The organism is Methylotenera versatilis 7, from assembly GCF_000799165.1.
Lineage (GTDB): Bacteria > Pseudomonadota > Gammaproteobacteria > Burkholderiales > Methylophilaceae > Methylotenera_A > Methylotenera_A versatilis_A.
In genome coordinates this window covers 930,800-946,511 of sequence record NZ_JUGF01000002.1, presented here as the reverse complement: position 1 = coordinate 946,511, position 15,712 = coordinate 930,800, and the positions used below count along the sequence as shown (strand labels likewise).

Sequence of the window (15,712 nt, the reverse complement as noted above, 5' to 3'; positions counted from 1 at the left end):
TTAACTAGCTCGCATTTTAACCCACTATTCAATTTAACCATGCCAAATCAACCAAAAAACAGCCACAAACAATCGCCTGCCACGAACATTGTGGCAGATAACCGCTGGTTAATTTTAAGTGTAGTTTTTCTGTTGATGCTGTATCTTTTGGCGCCTGTGCTTACACCCTTTTTAACCGCCGCGGTTTTGGCTTATATGTGCGACCCTTTAGTTGATAAGCTGAGTATATTGGGTTACAAGAGATATCAATTTGGCCGTACAACCGCAACGGTATTAGTCATGATGGGACTTGTTGGCGTTATTACGTTATTACTTTTAATTATCATTCCCTTACTGCAAAAAGAGTCACAACTTATTATTGAGCGCCTGCCAGATTTTATTACGAACATCCGCACCACAGCCGAACCATGGCTGCAAAAACACTTTGGTATTAGCTTGGCGATTGATAGTACGCAAATTCAAGATGTCATCACCAAAAACTGGAAAACAGCCGGCAGTATCCTGGGTGATGTTCTGAAAACAGCCGGCTCAAATAGTATGGCGCTTGTCGGCATTATTGCGAACATTCTATTACTGCCAGTCGTATTGTTTTACTTATTGCGTGATTGGGATGAGTTAACGGCTGGTATCGGTAATTTAATTCCGCGCCATGTGATTGGAAAAACGACTGAAATCGCCCAAGAAATCGATCAAATGTTGGCTGAATTTTTACGTGGCCAATTTACCGTGATGATTATCATGAGCGTATTTTATGCCGCTGGCTTATGGTTAACTGGGCTGGATATGGCTTTACCTATCGGCATCATCGCAGGCTTATTAGGCTTTATACCTTATCTAGGCCCAGCAATTGGCTTGGGGTTAGCATTACTAGTTGGCGTGCTGCATTTCACCAGTTTGGGCCAGCTAATCCCCGTCTTGCTGGTATTTGGCATTGGCCAGCTTATAGAAAGTAATTTTATTACGCCCAAATTGGTGGGCGACCGCATTGGCTTACACCCGGTTGTCGTGATTTTTGCTTTACTGGCTGGCGGGCAATTATTCGGCTTTGCTGGCGTATTACTTGCCTTACCAGTCACGGCGGCGATTGCAGTGGGTTTACGCCATACCAAAGATAATTATTTAGATAGCGACGCTTATCTTAAATAAAACAAGTTTTAAATAACATCATCAGCATACTTAACACATTTTTTACCTCAATTTTTCAAGCAGCACTGCATGAAACAACTTTTACTCGACATTAAGCCTGCCGCACCACCTACTTTGCAAAATTTTGTAGTGGGACGCAATGCAGAAGCACTTGCCAGTTTAACAATGGCGATTAGTGGCAATACACCGCAATTTATTTATTTGTGGGGTGAGTCTGGCTCAGGGAAAAGTCATTTATTGCATGCTTGCAGAGCAATGAATATAAACGTAGCAGACGATGTGCACTTGCTAAATAACGATGCGCAAATTGACTTATTTAATCAATACAACCAGCATAAGGAAGCAGGTAAATTTATCATTACCGCAGGACTGCACGCGCCTACCCAAATGGGTTTACGTGACGATTTAGCAACGCGTTTGGCTTGGGGTTTGGTGTATCAACTGCATCCTTTAAATGATATTGAAAAAGCGACTGCGCTTAAACAACATGCATTTGAACGCGGCATGAAACTGCCGGACGAAGTGGTAGATTATTGCTTACGTTATCTGCGCCGCGATTTGCCTACATTAATGGCAACTTTAGATGCGCTCGATGAGTGGTCGCTGACCATGCAAAAACCGATAACATTGCCGATGCTGCGCAAATTACTGCAATTGAATTTAGAGTCATCCACTTAGATTTCCAGACGTAGATTCATCGATTTCAGAACTGTAAGTTTTATATCCGTAAGCTTTTGATATACAAATTCATCCAATTATTACCTATTAAGATTAAAGCCCATGTTAAGAATCACCGAAATTAAACTGCCAATCGCCACATCTGCCGAAGAAGGCCACACCGATGCGGAAATTAGAGCAGCTGCGATTAAAAAACTAGCCATTAATGCGGCTGACTTAATCAGTTTCAGCATCTTTAAACGCGGTACTGACGCCCGAAAATCCAATGCAATATTGCTGGTTTACTCGCTGGATGTTGTGGTTAACGGTGAGGCGAAAGTTTTAGCCAAACATTCAAAAGATCCGCATATAAAACTCGCACCGGATACCAATTACAAAGCGGTAGGCAACGCGCCAACTGATGTAAAAACACGCCCGATTGTGATTGGCTTTGGCCCGGCAGGTATTTTTGCCGCACTGATTTTAGCGCAGGCAGGCTTTAAGCCGATTGTGTTAGAGCGCGGTAAAGCGGTGAAAGAAAGAACCAAAGATACTTGGGATTTATGGCGAAAAAGCACGCTGAATCCTGAGTCAAACGTGCAATTTGGCGAAGGCGGTGCAGGCACATTCTCTGACGGTAAATTGTGGAGCCAGATTAAAGACCCTAAACATTATGGGCGCAAGGTACTGCAAGAGTTTGTGGATGCTGGCGCACCAGCAGAAATCTTATATATCAGCCATCCGCATATCGGTACGTTTCGCTTAGTCAGCATGGTAGAAAACATGCGAAACAACATCATCGCACTAGGTGGCGAGATTCGTTTCAATTCACGTGTTGACGATATTGAGATAATTGATGATGTTGTTCAAGGGGTGGTGCTGGCGAATGGCGAGCATATTGCCAGCAATCACGTTGTGCTGGCCGTTGGTCACAGCGCGCGTGACACCTTTGAAATGGTGTATCAAAAAGGCATTTTTGTGGAAGCCAAGCCATTCTCGATCGGCTTCCGTATTGAACATCCGCAATCATTAATCGACAAGGCACGTTATGGCAGCAGCTATAGCGAAGATTTGATCAGTAAGCTGGGCGCGGCTGAATACAAATTAGTGCATCACGCCAGCAATGGCCGCAGTGTGTATAGTTTTTGTATGTGCCCGGGTGGCACGGTGGTGGCAGCGACTTCTGAAGAAGGCCGCGTTGCCACAAATGGTATGAGTCAATACAGCCGTAACGAACGTAATGCCAATTCAGGTATTGTGGTGGGTATCACGCCAGAAGTGGATTTCCCTGCACACCCATTGGCAGGGATAGCATTGCAGCGTCAATTAGAAAGCCATGCGTATGTGCTAGGCGGCAGTAATTATGCTGCGCCTGCACAATTGATTGGCGACTTTTTAGCCAATAAACCGTCTCAACAACTCGGTGAAGTAGCGCCTTCTTACACGCCAGGTGTGCATCTTACAAATTTAGAATCTGCATTACCGCAATTTGCGATTGATGCAATCCGCGAAGCAATTCCTGCATTTGCCAAGCAGATTAAAGGTTATGATATAGCAGATGGCATTTTGACAGGTGTCGAAACACGCACCAGCAGTCCAATTCGCATTAAGCGAGATGACGAGTCCTTGCAAAGCATCAACACCAAAGGCTTGTACCCATGCGGCGAAGGCGCAGGTTATGCGGGCGGCATTCTATCCGCTGGCGTAGATGGTATTCGAGTGGCGGAAGCGGTTATTCTCAATATGAATCAATAACACTAGGTAATAAATAAATGAGTAATGGTTTAAAAATTTCAACTTGGTCTATCGTAGCGCCTATTCTGGCAGGATTAGTGCTGGCAGCATCTCAATTGAATTTAAACTTAGGCGGCATTGAATCGATTGTGATGGCAATCGCTTTAATTGGTGCCGTGTTGTCTGCGGTACATCATGCAGAAACGATTGCACATAAAGTAGGTGAACCATACGGCACATTATTGCTGGCAACCGCTATTACGGTCATCGAAGTTGGGCTTATTTTATCTTTAATGTTAACAGGCGGGCCTGAAACAGCCGCGCTGGCCCGCGATACGGTGTTTGCAGCGGTGATGATCATCATCACGGGAATTGTGGGTATATGCTCATTAATAGGCGGTTTATTATACAAAGAACAAGTGTTTAAACTGCATGGTGCGAATGCTTCACTCTCCACATTAGCGGCAATTGTAGTGTTAACTTTAATTTTGCCCAACTATACATTAACAACCCGCGGACCTGTATATAGCGCAAGCCAATTGGCTTTTATCGCGCTGGTTTCGCTGGTTTTGTACGGTACTTTTGTATTTGTGCAGGCCATTCGTCATAGAAATTATTTTTTAGATGCAAAAGATAATAATGACGATGAAGATGGCGACGAAGATAAATCTCACAATACAAACAAAGCTTCCAATTCGACAGCCTATTTGAGTACAGGTTTATTATTGCTGTGTCTGGTTGCCGTGGTACTACTGGCTAAATCGCTTGCTCCAACAATAGAAAGCTTTGTTAAGTTAATTCATGCACCGCGTCAATTGGTGGGCGTTATTATCGCGAGTATTGTTCTGTTACCAGAAGGATTGGCCGCTGTGCGCGCTGCGCGTAAAAACATGTTTCAAACCAGCTTGAATCTAGCACTGGGCTCAGCGCTTGCCAGTATCGGCTTAACCATTCCTGCGGTCGCTATTTTATCGCTGATGACAGGATGGACGCTGTTTCTGGGCATTGATATGAAATCGACGGTTTTAGTACTGTTGGCTTTATTTGTGAATGCCATTTCCTTGGCGACAGGCCGCACCAATGTATTGCAAGGCGTAATACTTTTGGTGATATTTGGCGTATATCTATTTACAACAGCTATTCCCTGATACAGGATGACTGGGCAGTTATCAAATATTATCCTGCGGTTACCAAGACCTCACCTTCACCAGTTTTGCCTAAATTATCTACCCAGTTAACAACAATTTTGTCGTCTACTTTGGCGCTTTTTAAATAAAAAGTCACATAGGGATTTTTTGAAATCCCTGTTCCCCACTGCATTTCAATCACAGGCTGACCGTTTAATTTAGCGGTTAACAACTGAATAAAATGGGCTGGAATCAACTGCCCGAAATCGTCTTTTTTACGACCTGTTTCCATGGGATGGTTAATAATCATTTTGACTTCAGTTGTGTCGTTAATCAACTTGGCGCGCATTTTAATATTATCCACTTTTCGCCCTTCTTAACCGCAACCGTTTTCAAGCACTACTACATTTTTGGCAACAGTAAAATATTGATCGCCCGCTTTAACCACTATTTTTATATCAGAAGTTTCCGCCATTTTAATGCGTGTCACTAATTGCGGTAACGCGCCATTGGTAAACGTAAAATGACCAATCAGCGTGGTTGGATTATGTTCTACAAATATCGCAATCGATTCCGTATTGGGTATGCGACTATTGATCTCGACTTGTACAATCGCGCCATTCTCAGCGCGATCTGGTGCATTAATATCAATATCCTGACTCGGCATCTCGTTCTTAATCGCCAAATCATTGGCAGCATTACTGAACTTTGTTGCCTCAAACGCCCGCTTATTCCAAGTGGCCGCAAACGCGCTAATCGGTGCGATTAACAGTGCTGTTATGCCTCCCAAAAATACGCTTAAAAAATGTCGGCGTTGCATTAACTTAACCTATCCAGTGCCGTCTTTTCATTTGCCTGCAGGCGGCGTAACTCTTTTAAGCGTGCATCCACAATGGAATGCTCATAAAAATTGCCATCCTTGGCCTTTACTGCAAAATCAAACTGCTCAACCGCCCTGTTTAAATTATATTTACGATAATATGATTCCCCCTGCGCCTGAAAACGCAATAAATCCTTACCTTTTGCCGCGTAAGCTTTCGCCATCATGTCATAGAAATAAGCATCTGTTGGAAACAGTGGCTGTTTTTCTGCAATCAACTTAAGTGCTTTATCGGGCTGATTGGTTGCCAGATAATGTTCAGCATAACCATAAATCAGCGAGCGCTGATCAGGAAATAGCGTTAACGCTTTAGCATATTGCGCCGCAGCAGCCTGCGGGTTATTGCGCGCAACTTCAATGCGGGCAGCCAAATTTTCAATAAACGGATGTTTAACTGCATGGGCTTGTAACCATTGCATTTGCTTAGTGGCACCGACTAAATCATTTTTACGCAGCATTGCCACAGCCAAACCGTAATTCTCGGCTGTTTCATTGGCAAATCTGCGCTCTCTCAAATTATCCTGAAACTGGTCAATCGCGGTCTGAGCCATGCCATTGCCCGCACGTAACTTTGCTTTCACCAGTTGAAAATCCAGACTATCGGCAACTTGTTTATACGGCATGGTTTCAACGCGATTAGATACATCAGCAATACGTTCTGCATTCAATGGGTGTGTACGCAAAAAGCTGGGTGCGGTGCCCTCTACAAATCGCGTACTACGCTGCAAAGTAGTAAAAAATGCCGGCATGCCACGCACATCAAAACCTGCTGCATCTAATATCGTGAGACCAACACGATCAGCCTCACGCTCATGCTCACGTGTGTAATCTAATTGTCGCTGCACACCTGCAGCAGTTGATGCGGTCAGAGCACCGCTGGCAAGTTCCGGATTTGCACGCGCGACTAACAATGCCAAGGCGATACCGGCGATATTTTTAAAGGTATCGTATTTTTGCGAAGCCAGCATACGCGCCAGATGGCGCTGCGTCACATGGCCAATCTCATGTCCCAGCACGCTGGCCATTTCCGATTCGCTATTTGAAGCTAAAATCAAACCAGTATGCACACCAATCACCCCGCCTGGCATGGCAAAGGCATTAATCGAATTATCGCGCACTACAAAAAAGTTAAATGTCTGGCGCTTGTCCGGGCCGCTGGCAGCCAATCGTTGGCCAATCGCCTGCAGATAATCGGCGATTTCCGCATCCTGCAATACATCATCACTCACCGCCACTTCGCGTAAGATTTGTTCTGCAATGCGCTGCTCATCCTGCGGCGTTAATACGGTTTGCGCAATATCGCCCAAATCCGGCAGATTGGTATCTAAATCCCGGCTGGGTATACTTTTGTTTAGTCCGCCATCTTCATAAGGCTTACCAGAGATAGCAGATAACTGGATATTGTCTGCAAATACGCTATTAGTGGCGAACAAACTTGCTGTAAAAAACGCCAATGCAGTTTTTGCACCAGTGCTTTTTTGTGCATTAATTAATGTTAACTTTGATTTCATTATTGTTATGATAATGCCTTTACGGCGCAAGTTCATGCCAAATTGCGATTAGATAAAAAATACATGAGAAATAGAAAATACATGGCGAACAGCGACCAAACCCTTACACACTTTGATAACAGTGGCCAAGCGCATATGGTGGATGTAGGCGACAAACCTGCTACTCGCCGCATCGGCATTGCCACAGGTACAATCAGCATGCTACCTGCCACACTTAAATTGATTCAGCAAGGCGATGCAAAAAAAGGCGATGTACTCGGCATTGCACGCATTGCAGCCATTCAGGGCAGCAAAAAAACGGCAGACTTAATTCCCCTGTGCCATCCAATTTCTCTCACAAAAGTATCCGTCACGTTTGAAATAAACCAGAGTGAATCCAGTATTATCTGCACAATACGTTGCGAAACGACAGGCCAAACTGGGGTGGAAATGGAAGCATTAACCGCAGTTAGTATCGGCTTGCTCACTATTTACGATATGTGCAAAGCGGTAGACCGAGGCATGACAATCAGCGCAGTAAAACTGCTAGAAAAACATGGTGGAAAATCAGGAGATTGGCTTGCTAGCAGTTAAGTCAGTTGAAATTCAACTGCTAACAAACCTTTAAAATACTACTTATATATTATTACTTACCACCAATTAAGCTTTTAACCGCGCCGACTAAATCACCTGGCATCATCACGATTTTGCTATTGTTGGAATCGGATATTTTTTGTAGTGCAGTAATGTAGCGATCACCCAGTAAAAACATTGCAGATGCGTTGTTTTCTTTCACTGCTTCAGTGATAAATTTAATTGATTCCGCTGAGGCTTTAGCCGCCACCATTTGCGCTTCAGCATCTTTACGTGCAGCTTCCAAACGTGCTTCTGCGTTTAGAATCAATGATTGTTTTGCACCTTCTGCTTCGGTTACCACGGCTACGCGTTCACGTTCAGCGGCGGCCTGGCGTTCCATTGCATCCTGCATATTGGGCGAAGGTTTAATATCCTGAATCTCAACAGATTTAACCGTTAAACCCCAGTCCAATGCTTCGTCTGCAATGGCTTGTTTAAGCTCGGTTTTAATACGGTCGCGTGAGGTAAGCGCATGATTTAACTCCATACCGCCAATAATAGAACGTAAATTGGTTTGCACCATATTGCGCATGGCTTCGCGGAAATTCTCAATGCCATACACTGCGCGCTCGATGTTTGAAACTTTAATAAATGCAACCGCATTGGCTAAAATCACGGCGTTATCCGCGGTAATCACTTCTTGCTGAGGAATCTCTAAAATAATATCTTTGGTAGTGACTTTGTAGCTGACTTTAGTAAAAATAGGATTAATGACATGCAAACCAGGTGAAAGTACGCCAGCAAATTTACCTAGACGTTCCACCACCCACTCCTCACCTTGTGGCACGATACGCACACCTTTAAATATCGCAATAGCTACTAAAAATATGAGTATTAAGCTAACTTCTGTCATGTTGTTTTCCTAAAAGTAAATACGATAAACTAAACTATTAAAACCAAAACTATAATAAATCTTTAAATCAAATCTTGATAATACGTAGAGCATTGCCTTCGACCGCCACCACTTTTGCTTGACTGCCCACTTCAATCGATTCATTTGATACCGCAACCCATTCGCGGCTGCCCATCAACCCCTGTACAAAACTGATTTTGCCATTCTGATTAGGGTTAACACTTTCAATCACTGTTCCCGTGCGGCCTATTTCTTCGCCTTGCGCTTGCCCTACACGAGAATGTGTTTCAGTTTTTTTATAATTCAGCTTCCAAATCGCAAGAGAGCCAATGGATAACGCTGCAAATACGGCAAACTGCACGGCAGGCGGCATGTTAGGAAAAATCCAAGTTGCAAGCGCAACACAAAGCGCGGAAATACCAAACCACAAGACATAAACGGTACCAGTAGAAATCTCCACCGCCAACAGCAATAAGCCAATCGCGCCCCAAATCCACATTGCATCTATCATCTTAAATATGCTCTCAATGTCTATTAACACCAATTATCTTATCATTTTTTAGGTTGGCTTTTCGGTATTTAAAATAGCGATTTGATAAAGAGAGTAGCCATAAAAATCGGCAGGAATTAATCATGAAAAAAACCGAAACAAAGTGTACACTAATAAAATCAAAGCATTCACAATAAGAATTATTTTGCAAAAAACACTTTAATGGCTCAGCCTTACAAACTTACCATCCCGCACGATCGTGCTGAACGTCTACAATATATTAGACGCATTTTTCCGCAAGCTCTTGGCTCATTTTTAAGTGACGAATGGCGTGGCGGTCGGCATGAAGCACTCAAGCGCTTAAATAGTATGGATGCGGTTGCGTACAATCGTAATCGCGACTTTATTAACGGTGCTGTGACTAAACTTTCACCTTTTTTCCGTCATGGCTGTTTAACCTTAAAAGAAGCCAGCGATAGCGCAAAAAGCCGTTTCGGCGATCAGGCTGAAAAATTTATTGCTGAATTGGCTAGGCGCGATTACTGGCGACATGTCTGGTACGATAAAGGTAATGGCATTTTCAGCGATATTGAAGATCCCAAAGTGGCGCTGGGCGATAAACTGATGCCCGATTTCATTCGTCAGGGCATTACTGGTTTGCCTTGTATGGATGGCTTTATTCGTGATTTAACACATGATGGTTATGTACATAATCACGCCCGCATGTGGTTCGCAGCTTATGTAGTGCATTGGTTAAAAGTAGATTGGCGTGAAGCGGCAGATTGGTTTGAGAACAATTTACTAGATGGTGACAAAGCTTCTAACCACTTATCTTGGCAATGGGTTGCCTCGCTTTTCAGCTCGAAACCTTATTTCTTTAATAAAGAAAACTTGGCAAGATACACAGGTGAAAAATACTGTGCCAACTGCAAAATCACCTGCCCTTTTGATCATAGTTATGAAGCACTTAACGATCAGTTATTTGCCAATCAAACACCCCGCCCGGCAAAAAAACACAAAATTAGCATGCCGCTAAAAGAGCCTATCTCTACCCATCAAGCAATCGCTATCTTTGTACACGATGAAATGCTCTCAGCAGCACATCCTTTGTTGCGCAAGCCGATGCCCAAAATTTTTGTATATGATGAGTTCCTGCATGGCAGATGGCCGCTTAAACGTCTGCAATTTTTAGCCGATTGTTTAAACGAGTTACAAGATGTTGAGGTGTGGATGGGCGACACGCAAACCGTGCTTAAAAATCGCGGCGTTGGTCAGGTGATTACCCAGCAAACTCCTAACAGGCAAGTCAAAGCGCTACTAGATCCTTTTAACCCGATTTGGGAACCGGAAGTCAAGCTTGTACAGGCATCAATTAGCGAAGCACGCCTTAAACGCTTTTCGCGTTATTGGGAAAAAGTCGGGCCAGAGTTATTAGGTGACCGGTTTAATCAACAATCATAAACTGATGACCGTAATTATATTTTAAGGGGAACGCATGGATTTTTTATTAGTGATTATATTGGCTGTAATTGTTATTTACAGCATCATGACTTACAACAGTCTGGTGAATATTAGCAATAATGTCGCTAAAGCTTGGGCGAATATTGATGTGCTGCTTAAACAACGCAATGAAGAGTTACCTAAATTAATCGACACCTGTAAAGCCTATATGCAGCATGAATCCAGCACCTTAGAAAAAGTCATCCGCGCACGCATGGGCCTTGATGCTGTGCGCCAAACGCAAGATGTAGCGGGTTTAAATCGCGCTGAATCCTCACTAAGTGCGAGTTTGGTGGATTTATATGCAGTAGCGGAAAATTATCCCGACCTGAAAGCCGACCAATCTTTTATTAATTTACAGCAGCGCATTACTGGGCTTGAGAATCAAATTGCGGATAGACGCGAGTTCTACAATGATTCCGTCAACATTAACAATGTGCGCATTGAACAGTTTCCTGACCTGATTGTGGCACGCGTATTTAATTTTCAATATAAAGAAATGTTGCAATTCGCCCCAGAGGAATTAAAAGACATTGACGTTGGCAGTCGATTTAACAATTAGTTAGCGTTTAAACATGTTTCAAACGCTTAAAGCCAATCGCGTTAATTTGCTTGCGGTTGGCATTATCGCTGGCTTGGCCGTTGCTGCTTACGCGCAAAAAATTGGCCCGAGCAATCGCGAAACTTGGCAAACATTATGGTGGGTTGCTTTAGCAGCAAGTTGCTTTGCCGCCATATTCAATTACTGGCGCTTGCTTAAAATCACAGAAGCACCAATTTCCACCATTGCCGCGGCTGCGCAAGGCTACGTAGAGTTGCACGGCACCGCAAGCAGTGGAAACTCGCTCAAAACACCATTTCACGGTATTCCTTGTGTCTGGTATCGCGCATGGGTTTACGCCAATGTAGATGACCAAAAAGGCTTACCTGACATTTGCGGGAATCGCTTGCTGGATTATCATGAAAGCAATCAGCCATTCACCTTAAATGATGGTACGGCCAGCTGCACCATCAATCCAGTAGATGCTGAAGTGGTGCACTTTGAAGCGCGCACCTGGCGTAAAAATGCGCATCGTTACGTAGAACAATATTTACCGGCTGCTAAGAAACTATACGTTTTAGGTCAATTAAATACGTTAAAGCATTTAACCGACGCAGCCGCATTGAATCTGGAAGTACGTAATACCTTGGCCGACTGGAAAAGTCGCCCAGAGCAACTACGCAATCGCTATGATCATAATTTGGATGGGAAAATTGATGCAAGCGAATGGGAGTTAGCACGCCAAGATGCTATCAAGCAAGCAACAGCCAAGCAAATGATGGAGGCGCATAATGGCAACTTTACCTTATCCAAACCCGCAAGCAACCGATTATTTCTCATATCCGCCAAATCGCCGCAACAACTGCGCGATAGTTATCGATATTGGTCTTTGGTACATATCGTTACATTCCTACTCTTGTTATCTGCATTACAAATAACGATAAAATAACCGCAAAACATTCTCAAAGATTTACAGAAAACCCCACTAAATTCGTTTAAAACGGTTTATTAAATTAGCGATTCCGCCGTGTTAAAATAGCGGCTATGGACACTGCAAACAAACAAACACGAGAATTAGCTAAATCTTTCGACCCAAAAACCATTGAAAGTCATTGGTATGCTTTTTGGGAGAGCAAAGGCTATTATTCAGCCAGCTTAAACCCAGAAGTTAAAGATAATTTCTGTATTCTATTACCGCCCCCCAACGTTACTGGCACCTTGCACATGGGGCATGGCTTCAATCAGACTTTGATGGACACGCTAACCCGTTATCACCGTATGCGTGGTGACAATACGCTTTGGCAGCCTGGTACGGACCATGCAGGTATCGCAACGCAAATTGTGGTAGAGCGTCAATTAGATGCACAAGGCGTTTCACGCCATGATTTAGGTCGCGAAAAATTTCTGGAAAAAGTATGGGAATGGAAAGAGTTTTCAGGCGGTTCGATTACCAAGCAAATGCGGCGTTTGGGTACTTCTCCAGATTGGTCGCGTGAGCGCTTTACGATGGATCCAGCGTTAAATAAAACCGTGACTGAAACTTTTGTACGCTTGTATAACGAAGGTTTGATTTATCGCGGTAAACGCTTGGTGAACTGGGATGTGAAGTTGGGCACTGCCGTTTCTGACCTTGAAGTAGTGCAAGAGGAAGAAGATGGCTTTATGTGGCATATCAACTATCCTTTAAATGACGGCTCCGGTCATTTAACGGTTGCTACAACCCGCCCAGAAACCATGCTGGGTGATGTAGCTGTTATGGTGCATCCTGAAGATGAGCGTTATGCTCACTTGATTGGCCAATATGTAAAACTGCCATTATGCAACCGTGAAATCCCGATTATCGCCGATGATTACGTTGACAAAGAGTTTGGTACAGGCGTGGTAAAAGTGACGCCCGCGCATGACTTTAATGACTATGCAGTTGGGCAACGCCATAAACTACCAATGATCGGTATTTTGACTTTAGATGGCAATGTGAATGATGCCGCGCCTAAGCAATATCAAGGTTTAGAGCGTTTTGCTGCACGTAAACAGGTTGTTGCGGATTTAGAAGCGCAAAATTATTTAGTTAAAGCTGAAAAACACAAGCTTAAAGTGCCGCGTGGTGATCGCACTGGCGTGGTAATTGAGCCAATGTTAACAGACCAATGGTTTGTGGCGATGAGCAAGTCAACTGACGATGGTAAAAGCATCACGCAAAAAGCATTAGACGTTGTGGAAAGTGGTGAGATTAAGTTTTACCCAGAAAATTGGGTGAATACCTACAATCAATGGCTGAATAATATTCAGGATTGGTGTATTTCTCGTCAATTATGGTGGGGGCACCAAATTCCTGCCTGGTATGGTGATGATGGCAGTTTTTACGTTGCGCATGATGAAAACGAAGCACGCGAATTAGCGACAGCTAAAGGTTATACAGGCAATCTCAAACGTGATGATGATGTACTGGATACTTGGTATTCATCAGCCTTATGGCCATTCTCAACGCTTGATTGGACTGGTGACAAAGCCAAAGATGAAGCTAATCTTGCTTTGCAGCAATATCTGCCTTCTAGCGTTTTAGTCACGGGTTTCGACATTATCTTCTTCTGGGTGGCACGTATGGTGATGATGACCAAGCACATCACGGGCAAGATTCCGTTTAAGCATGTGTATGTGCATGGCTTGATTCGTGATGCAGAAGGCCAGAAGATGAGTAAATCTAAGGGCAACGTACTAGACCCAATTGATTTGATTGACGGTATTGATTTAGACGCACTGATTAAAAAACGCACCACGGGTTTAATGAACCCCAAAGATGCCGAAAAAATCGAAAAACGTACCCGTAAAGAATTCCCGGAAGGTATCAATGCTTATGGTACAGATGCCTTGCGTTTCACTTTCGCCGCATTAGCCAGTCCAGGTCGTGACATTAAGTTTGATTTGCAGCGTTGCGATGGTTATCGTAATTTCTGCAATAAACTATGGAACGCCACGCGCTTTGTGTTGATGAATACACAAAATGAAGATGGCACTCCACTAGATAATGGCCTAGAAGATTGCAAAACGCAGCCTGAGGGTTATTTAAGTTTTAGCCAAGCTGATCGCTGGATTGTTTCACTATTACAGCGCACGGAAGCAGATGTTGAGCGTGCGTTTAACGATTATCGCTTTGACTTAGCCGCAAAGGCTATTTATGAATTTGTGTGGGATGAATATTGCGACTGGTATTTGGAGTTAGCCAAGGTGCAAGTTCAGCAAGGCACTGACGCAGAAAAGCGTGCAACACGCCGTACCTTATTGAGAGTGCTAGAGACAATATTGCGCTTAACACACCCTATTATGCCGTTTATTACTGAAGAGATTTGGCAAACGATTGGTCCTATGAGCGGTAAAACTGGGCCAAGTATTATGCTTGAGACTTATCCAAAACCGCAAACAGGCAAGATTGATGAAGCCGCAGAAGCGTGGGTTGCATTGTTAAAACAAGCAGTCGATGCCTGCCGTAGCCTGCGCGGCGAAATGAGCATCTCACCTGCGGCACGTGTTCCGTTGATTGCAGCTGGCGACGCGGATAAATTAGCGCTGTATGCGCCTTATTTAAAAGCATTGGCTAAACTGGAAGATGTAACGATTGTGACTGATTTACCAGAGGCTGATGCGCCAGTGATGTTGGTAGATGACTTTAAACTGATGTTAAAAGTAGAAATTGATGTTGCTGCAGAAAAAGAACGTTTAGGTAAAGAAATCGCACGTTTAGCAGCCGAAATTGGTAAAGCCAATGGCAAACTGAATAACGAAAGCTTTGTAGCACGTGCACCAGCTGCTGTAGTGGAACAAGAAAAAGCACGCGTAGCCGAGTTTGGTGCGAATTTGGAAAAACTGAATGCACAGTTAACCAAGCTTAAATAATGTGTTAACACCGCAATCACCAATGGTCATCAAAACCTACAATGACGACGAAGATGTGATGTGTTCTTGCAGTGGCACCAAACGCCGTGATATTAAGCGGCTGTTTAATGAAGGTGCAGATCAGGAAGCTATCTCAAGAAGAACCGGCGCGCTTACTGGGTGTGCTGGTTGCGAATGGGACATTGCAGAATATTTACAGGAACTGGCCGAGCAGAAAAAGTAATATTGCTTAAAACGATTTAGGCTAGATTGCTTTAGCTGTGTGGCTGATTTATTAATAGTGGTTTATGGGTTAAATAAACAAGTTCACATCTGACTCGCCCGCAAACTCAAAAAACGTAGCAGCGCCACCGAACTCAATGCCGTCAATAAAGTCGCTAGGTTTAAAATCAAACAAATCGACCGTCATTTGACAGGCAATCAACTTAACGCCACTTTCCAAACAAGCCGTACGTAAGTCTTCAATTGAAGCCACACCCTTATCGGCAATCTTCTGTTTCATCATCATAGTAGCCATGCTCTCCATACCGGGCAGCATTTGCACAAAATTTGGCATAGGAACCGGCATTGGCATGGCAGGATTGCCCAGTGGTGATACTTTTAAATCACTGATATCTTTTTTAAGCAGTGTTAAACCGTAAAAAGTGAAGAAAATTTCGACTTCATAATCTAATGCAGCAGCAGTTGAGGCCAAGATAAAAGGCGGATAAGCCCAATCAAGTGAGCCTTTAGAAGCGATTAATGCGAGTTTTTTGGCCACAATTAGA

16 protein-coding genes are annotated in these 15,712 nt (G+C 43.7%); 10 read left to right on the top strand and 6 right to left on the bottom strand.

What is annotated here, in order from left to right; genetic code table 11:
• Positions 1–39: 39 nt before the first annotated feature.
• From K370_RS08570 to K370_RS08555, 4 genes are all read left to right on the top strand, one after another.
• Entirely contained in the window at positions 40–1,146 is a 1,107-nt protein-coding gene (locus K370_RS08570; protein ID WP_047540858.1) for an AI-2E family transporter, read from the top strand.
• Between the two features lie 69 nt (positions 1,147–1,215).
• Positions 1,216–1,824: an HdaA/DnaA family protein gene (locus K370_RS08565; RefSeq protein WP_047540855.1), complete on the top strand. Its 609-nt coding sequence runs from the start codon at positions 1,216–1,218 to the stop codon at positions 1,822–1,824.
• A gap of 102 nt (positions 1,825–1,926) precedes the next feature.
• Positions 1,927–3,558, top strand: coding sequence for an NAD(P)/FAD-dependent oxidoreductase (locus K370_RS08560; protein WP_047540854.1), 1,632 nt, complete (start codon positions 1,927–1,929; stop codon positions 3,556–3,558).
• Between the two features lie 17 nt (positions 3,559–3,575).
• On the top strand, positions 3,576–4,685 hold the full coding sequence (locus K370_RS08555) for a calcium:proton antiporter (protein ID WP_047540853.1): 1,110 nt from the start codon (positions 3,576–3,578) through the stop codon (positions 4,683–4,685).
• Between the two features lie 28 nt (positions 4,686–4,713).
• On the opposite strand, the gene soxZ is transcribed toward K370_RS08555, so the two are convergent.
• From soxZ to K370_RS08540, 3 genes are read right to left on the bottom strand one after another with little or no spacing between them, the layout of a single operon-like run.
• A complete protein-coding gene (gene soxZ, locus K370_RS08550) occupies positions 4,714–5,028 on the bottom strand; it encodes a thiosulfate oxidation carrier complex protein SoxZ (RefSeq protein ID WP_047540852.1) in 315 nt (104 codons plus the stop codon).
• A gap of 12 nt (positions 5,029–5,040) precedes the next feature.
• Positions 5,041–5,484, bottom strand: coding sequence for a thiosulfate oxidation carrier protein SoxY (locus K370_RS08545; RefSeq protein ID WP_047540851.1), 444 nt, complete (start codon positions 5,482–5,484; stop codon positions 5,041–5,043).
• Positions 5,484–7,091, bottom strand: coding sequence for a M48 family metalloprotease (locus K370_RS08540; RefSeq protein ID WP_047540850.1), 1,608 nt, complete (start codon positions 7,089–7,091; stop codon positions 5,484–5,486). Before K370_RS08540 ends, K370_RS08545 begins: the two co-directional genes overlap by 1 nt.
• 45 nt (positions 7,092–7,136) lie before the next feature.
• Here K370_RS08540 and moaC point away from each other — a divergent pair, with 45 nt between their 5' ends.
• Positions 7,137–7,628, top strand: a complete 492-nt coding sequence (moaC, locus tag K370_RS08535) for a cyclic pyranopterin monophosphate synthase MoaC (RefSeq protein WP_047540849.1) — start codon at positions 7,137–7,139, stop codon at positions 7,626–7,628.
• A gap of 52 nt (positions 7,629–7,680) precedes the next feature.
• Here the strand turns inward: moaC and K370_RS08530 are convergent, their stop codons facing one another.
• On the bottom strand, positions 7,681–8,523 hold the full coding sequence (locus tag K370_RS08530) for an SPFH domain-containing protein (protein WP_047540848.1): 843 nt from the start codon (positions 8,521–8,523) through the stop codon (positions 7,681–7,683).
• A 67-nt stretch (positions 8,524–8,590) separates the two neighbouring features.
• Complete coding sequence (locus K370_RS08525) at positions 8,591–9,034, bottom strand: NfeD family protein (RefSeq protein WP_047540847.1); 444 nt, start codon at positions 9,032–9,034, stop codon at positions 8,591–8,593.
• A 201-nt stretch (positions 9,035–9,235) separates the two neighbouring features.
• Between K370_RS08525 and K370_RS08520 the strand changes: the two genes are divergently transcribed.
• The 5 genes from K370_RS08520 to K370_RS08500 all read left to right on the top strand — a co-directional run bounded on the left by K370_RS08520 (position 9,236) and on the right by K370_RS08500 (position 15,168).
• On the top strand, positions 9,236–10,474 hold the full coding sequence (locus tag K370_RS08520) for an FAD-binding domain-containing protein (RefSeq protein ID WP_047540846.1): 1,239 nt from the start codon (positions 9,236–9,238) through the stop codon (positions 10,472–10,474).
• A gap of 34 nt (positions 10,475–10,508) precedes the next feature.
• Positions 10,509–11,075 carry a LemA family protein gene (locus tag K370_RS08515; protein ID WP_047540845.1) on the top strand — a complete coding sequence of 189 codons (567 nt, stop codon included), beginning with the start codon at positions 10,509–10,511 and terminating at the stop codon, positions 11,073–11,075.
• A 13-nt stretch (positions 11,076–11,088) separates the two neighbouring features.
• Positions 11,089–12,003 carry a hypothetical protein gene (locus K370_RS08510; protein WP_047540844.1) on the top strand — a complete coding sequence of 305 codons (915 nt, stop codon included), beginning with the start codon at positions 11,089–11,091 and terminating at the stop codon, positions 12,001–12,003.
• Positions 12,004–12,098: 95 nt separating this feature from the next.
• Positions 12,099–14,945, top strand: coding sequence for a valine--tRNA ligase (locus K370_RS08505; RefSeq protein WP_047540842.1), 2,847 nt, complete (start codon positions 12,099–12,101; stop codon positions 14,943–14,945).
• 22 nt (positions 14,946–14,967) lie between these two features.
• The gene (locus K370_RS08500; protein ID WP_047541851.1) at positions 14,968–15,168 is read left to right on the top strand and encodes a (2Fe-2S)-binding protein; all 201 of its coding nucleotides are present in this window, start codon (positions 14,968–14,970) and stop codon (positions 15,166–15,168) included.
• Between the two features lie 69 nt (positions 15,169–15,237).
• Here the strand turns inward: K370_RS08500 and dsrE2 are convergent, their stop codons facing one another.
• Positions 15,238–15,705, bottom strand: coding sequence for a sulfur carrier protein DsrE2 (gene dsrE2, locus K370_RS08495; RefSeq protein ID WP_047540840.1), 468 nt, complete (start codon positions 15,703–15,705; stop codon positions 15,238–15,240).
• Positions 15,706–15,712: the final 7 nt, after the last annotated feature.

What these genes read in the sequence shown, in the direction of transcription:
- K370_RS08570 (WP_047540858.1), top strand. Translation starts at nt 40, where the DNA reads ATGCCAAATCAACCAAAAAACAGCCACAAACAATCGCCTGCCACGAAC.
- K370_RS08565 (WP_047540855.1), top strand. Translation starts at nt 1,216, where the DNA reads ATGAAACAACTTTTACTCGACATTAAGCCTGCCGCACCACCTACTTTG.
- K370_RS08560 (WP_047540854.1), top strand. Translation starts at nt 1,927, where the DNA reads ATGTTAAGAATCACCGAAATTAAACTGCCAATCGCCACATCTGCCGAA.
- K370_RS08555 (WP_047540853.1), top strand. Translation starts at nt 3,576, where the DNA reads ATGAGTAATGGTTTAAAAATTTCAACTTGGTCTATCGTAGCGCCTATT.
- K370_RS08545 (WP_047540851.1), bottom strand. Translation starts at nt 5,484, where the DNA reads ATGCAACGCCGACATTTTTTAAGCGTATTTTTGGGAGGCATAACAGCA.
- K370_RS08540 (WP_047540850.1), bottom strand. Translation starts at nt 7,091, where the DNA reads ATGAACTTGCGCCGTAAAGGCATTATCATAACAATAATGAAATCAAAG.
- moaC (WP_047540849.1), top strand. Translation starts at nt 7,137, where the DNA reads ATGGCGAACAGCGACCAAACCCTTACACACTTTGATAACAGTGGCCAA.
- K370_RS08530 (WP_047540848.1), bottom strand. Translation starts at nt 8,523, where the DNA reads ATGACAGAAGTTAGCTTAATACTCATATTTTTAGTAGCTATTGCGATA.
- K370_RS08525 (WP_047540847.1), bottom strand. Translation starts at nt 9,034, where the DNA reads ATGATAGATGCAATGTGGATTTGGGGCGCGATTGGCTTATTGCTGTTG.
- K370_RS08520 (WP_047540846.1), top strand. Translation starts at nt 9,236, where the DNA reads ATGGCTCAGCCTTACAAACTTACCATCCCGCACGATCGTGCTGAACGT.
- K370_RS08515 (WP_047540845.1), top strand. Translation starts at nt 10,509, where the DNA reads ATGGATTTTTTATTAGTGATTATATTGGCTGTAATTGTTATTTACAGC.
- K370_RS08510 (WP_047540844.1), top strand. Translation starts at nt 11,089, where the DNA reads ATGTTTCAAACGCTTAAAGCCAATCGCGTTAATTTGCTTGCGGTTGGC.
- K370_RS08505 (WP_047540842.1), top strand. Translation starts at nt 12,099, where the DNA reads ATGGACACTGCAAACAAACAAACACGAGAATTAGCTAAATCTTTCGAC.
- K370_RS08500 (WP_047541851.1), top strand. Translation starts at nt 14,968, where the DNA reads ATGGTCATCAAAACCTACAATGACGACGAAGATGTGATGTGTTCTTGC.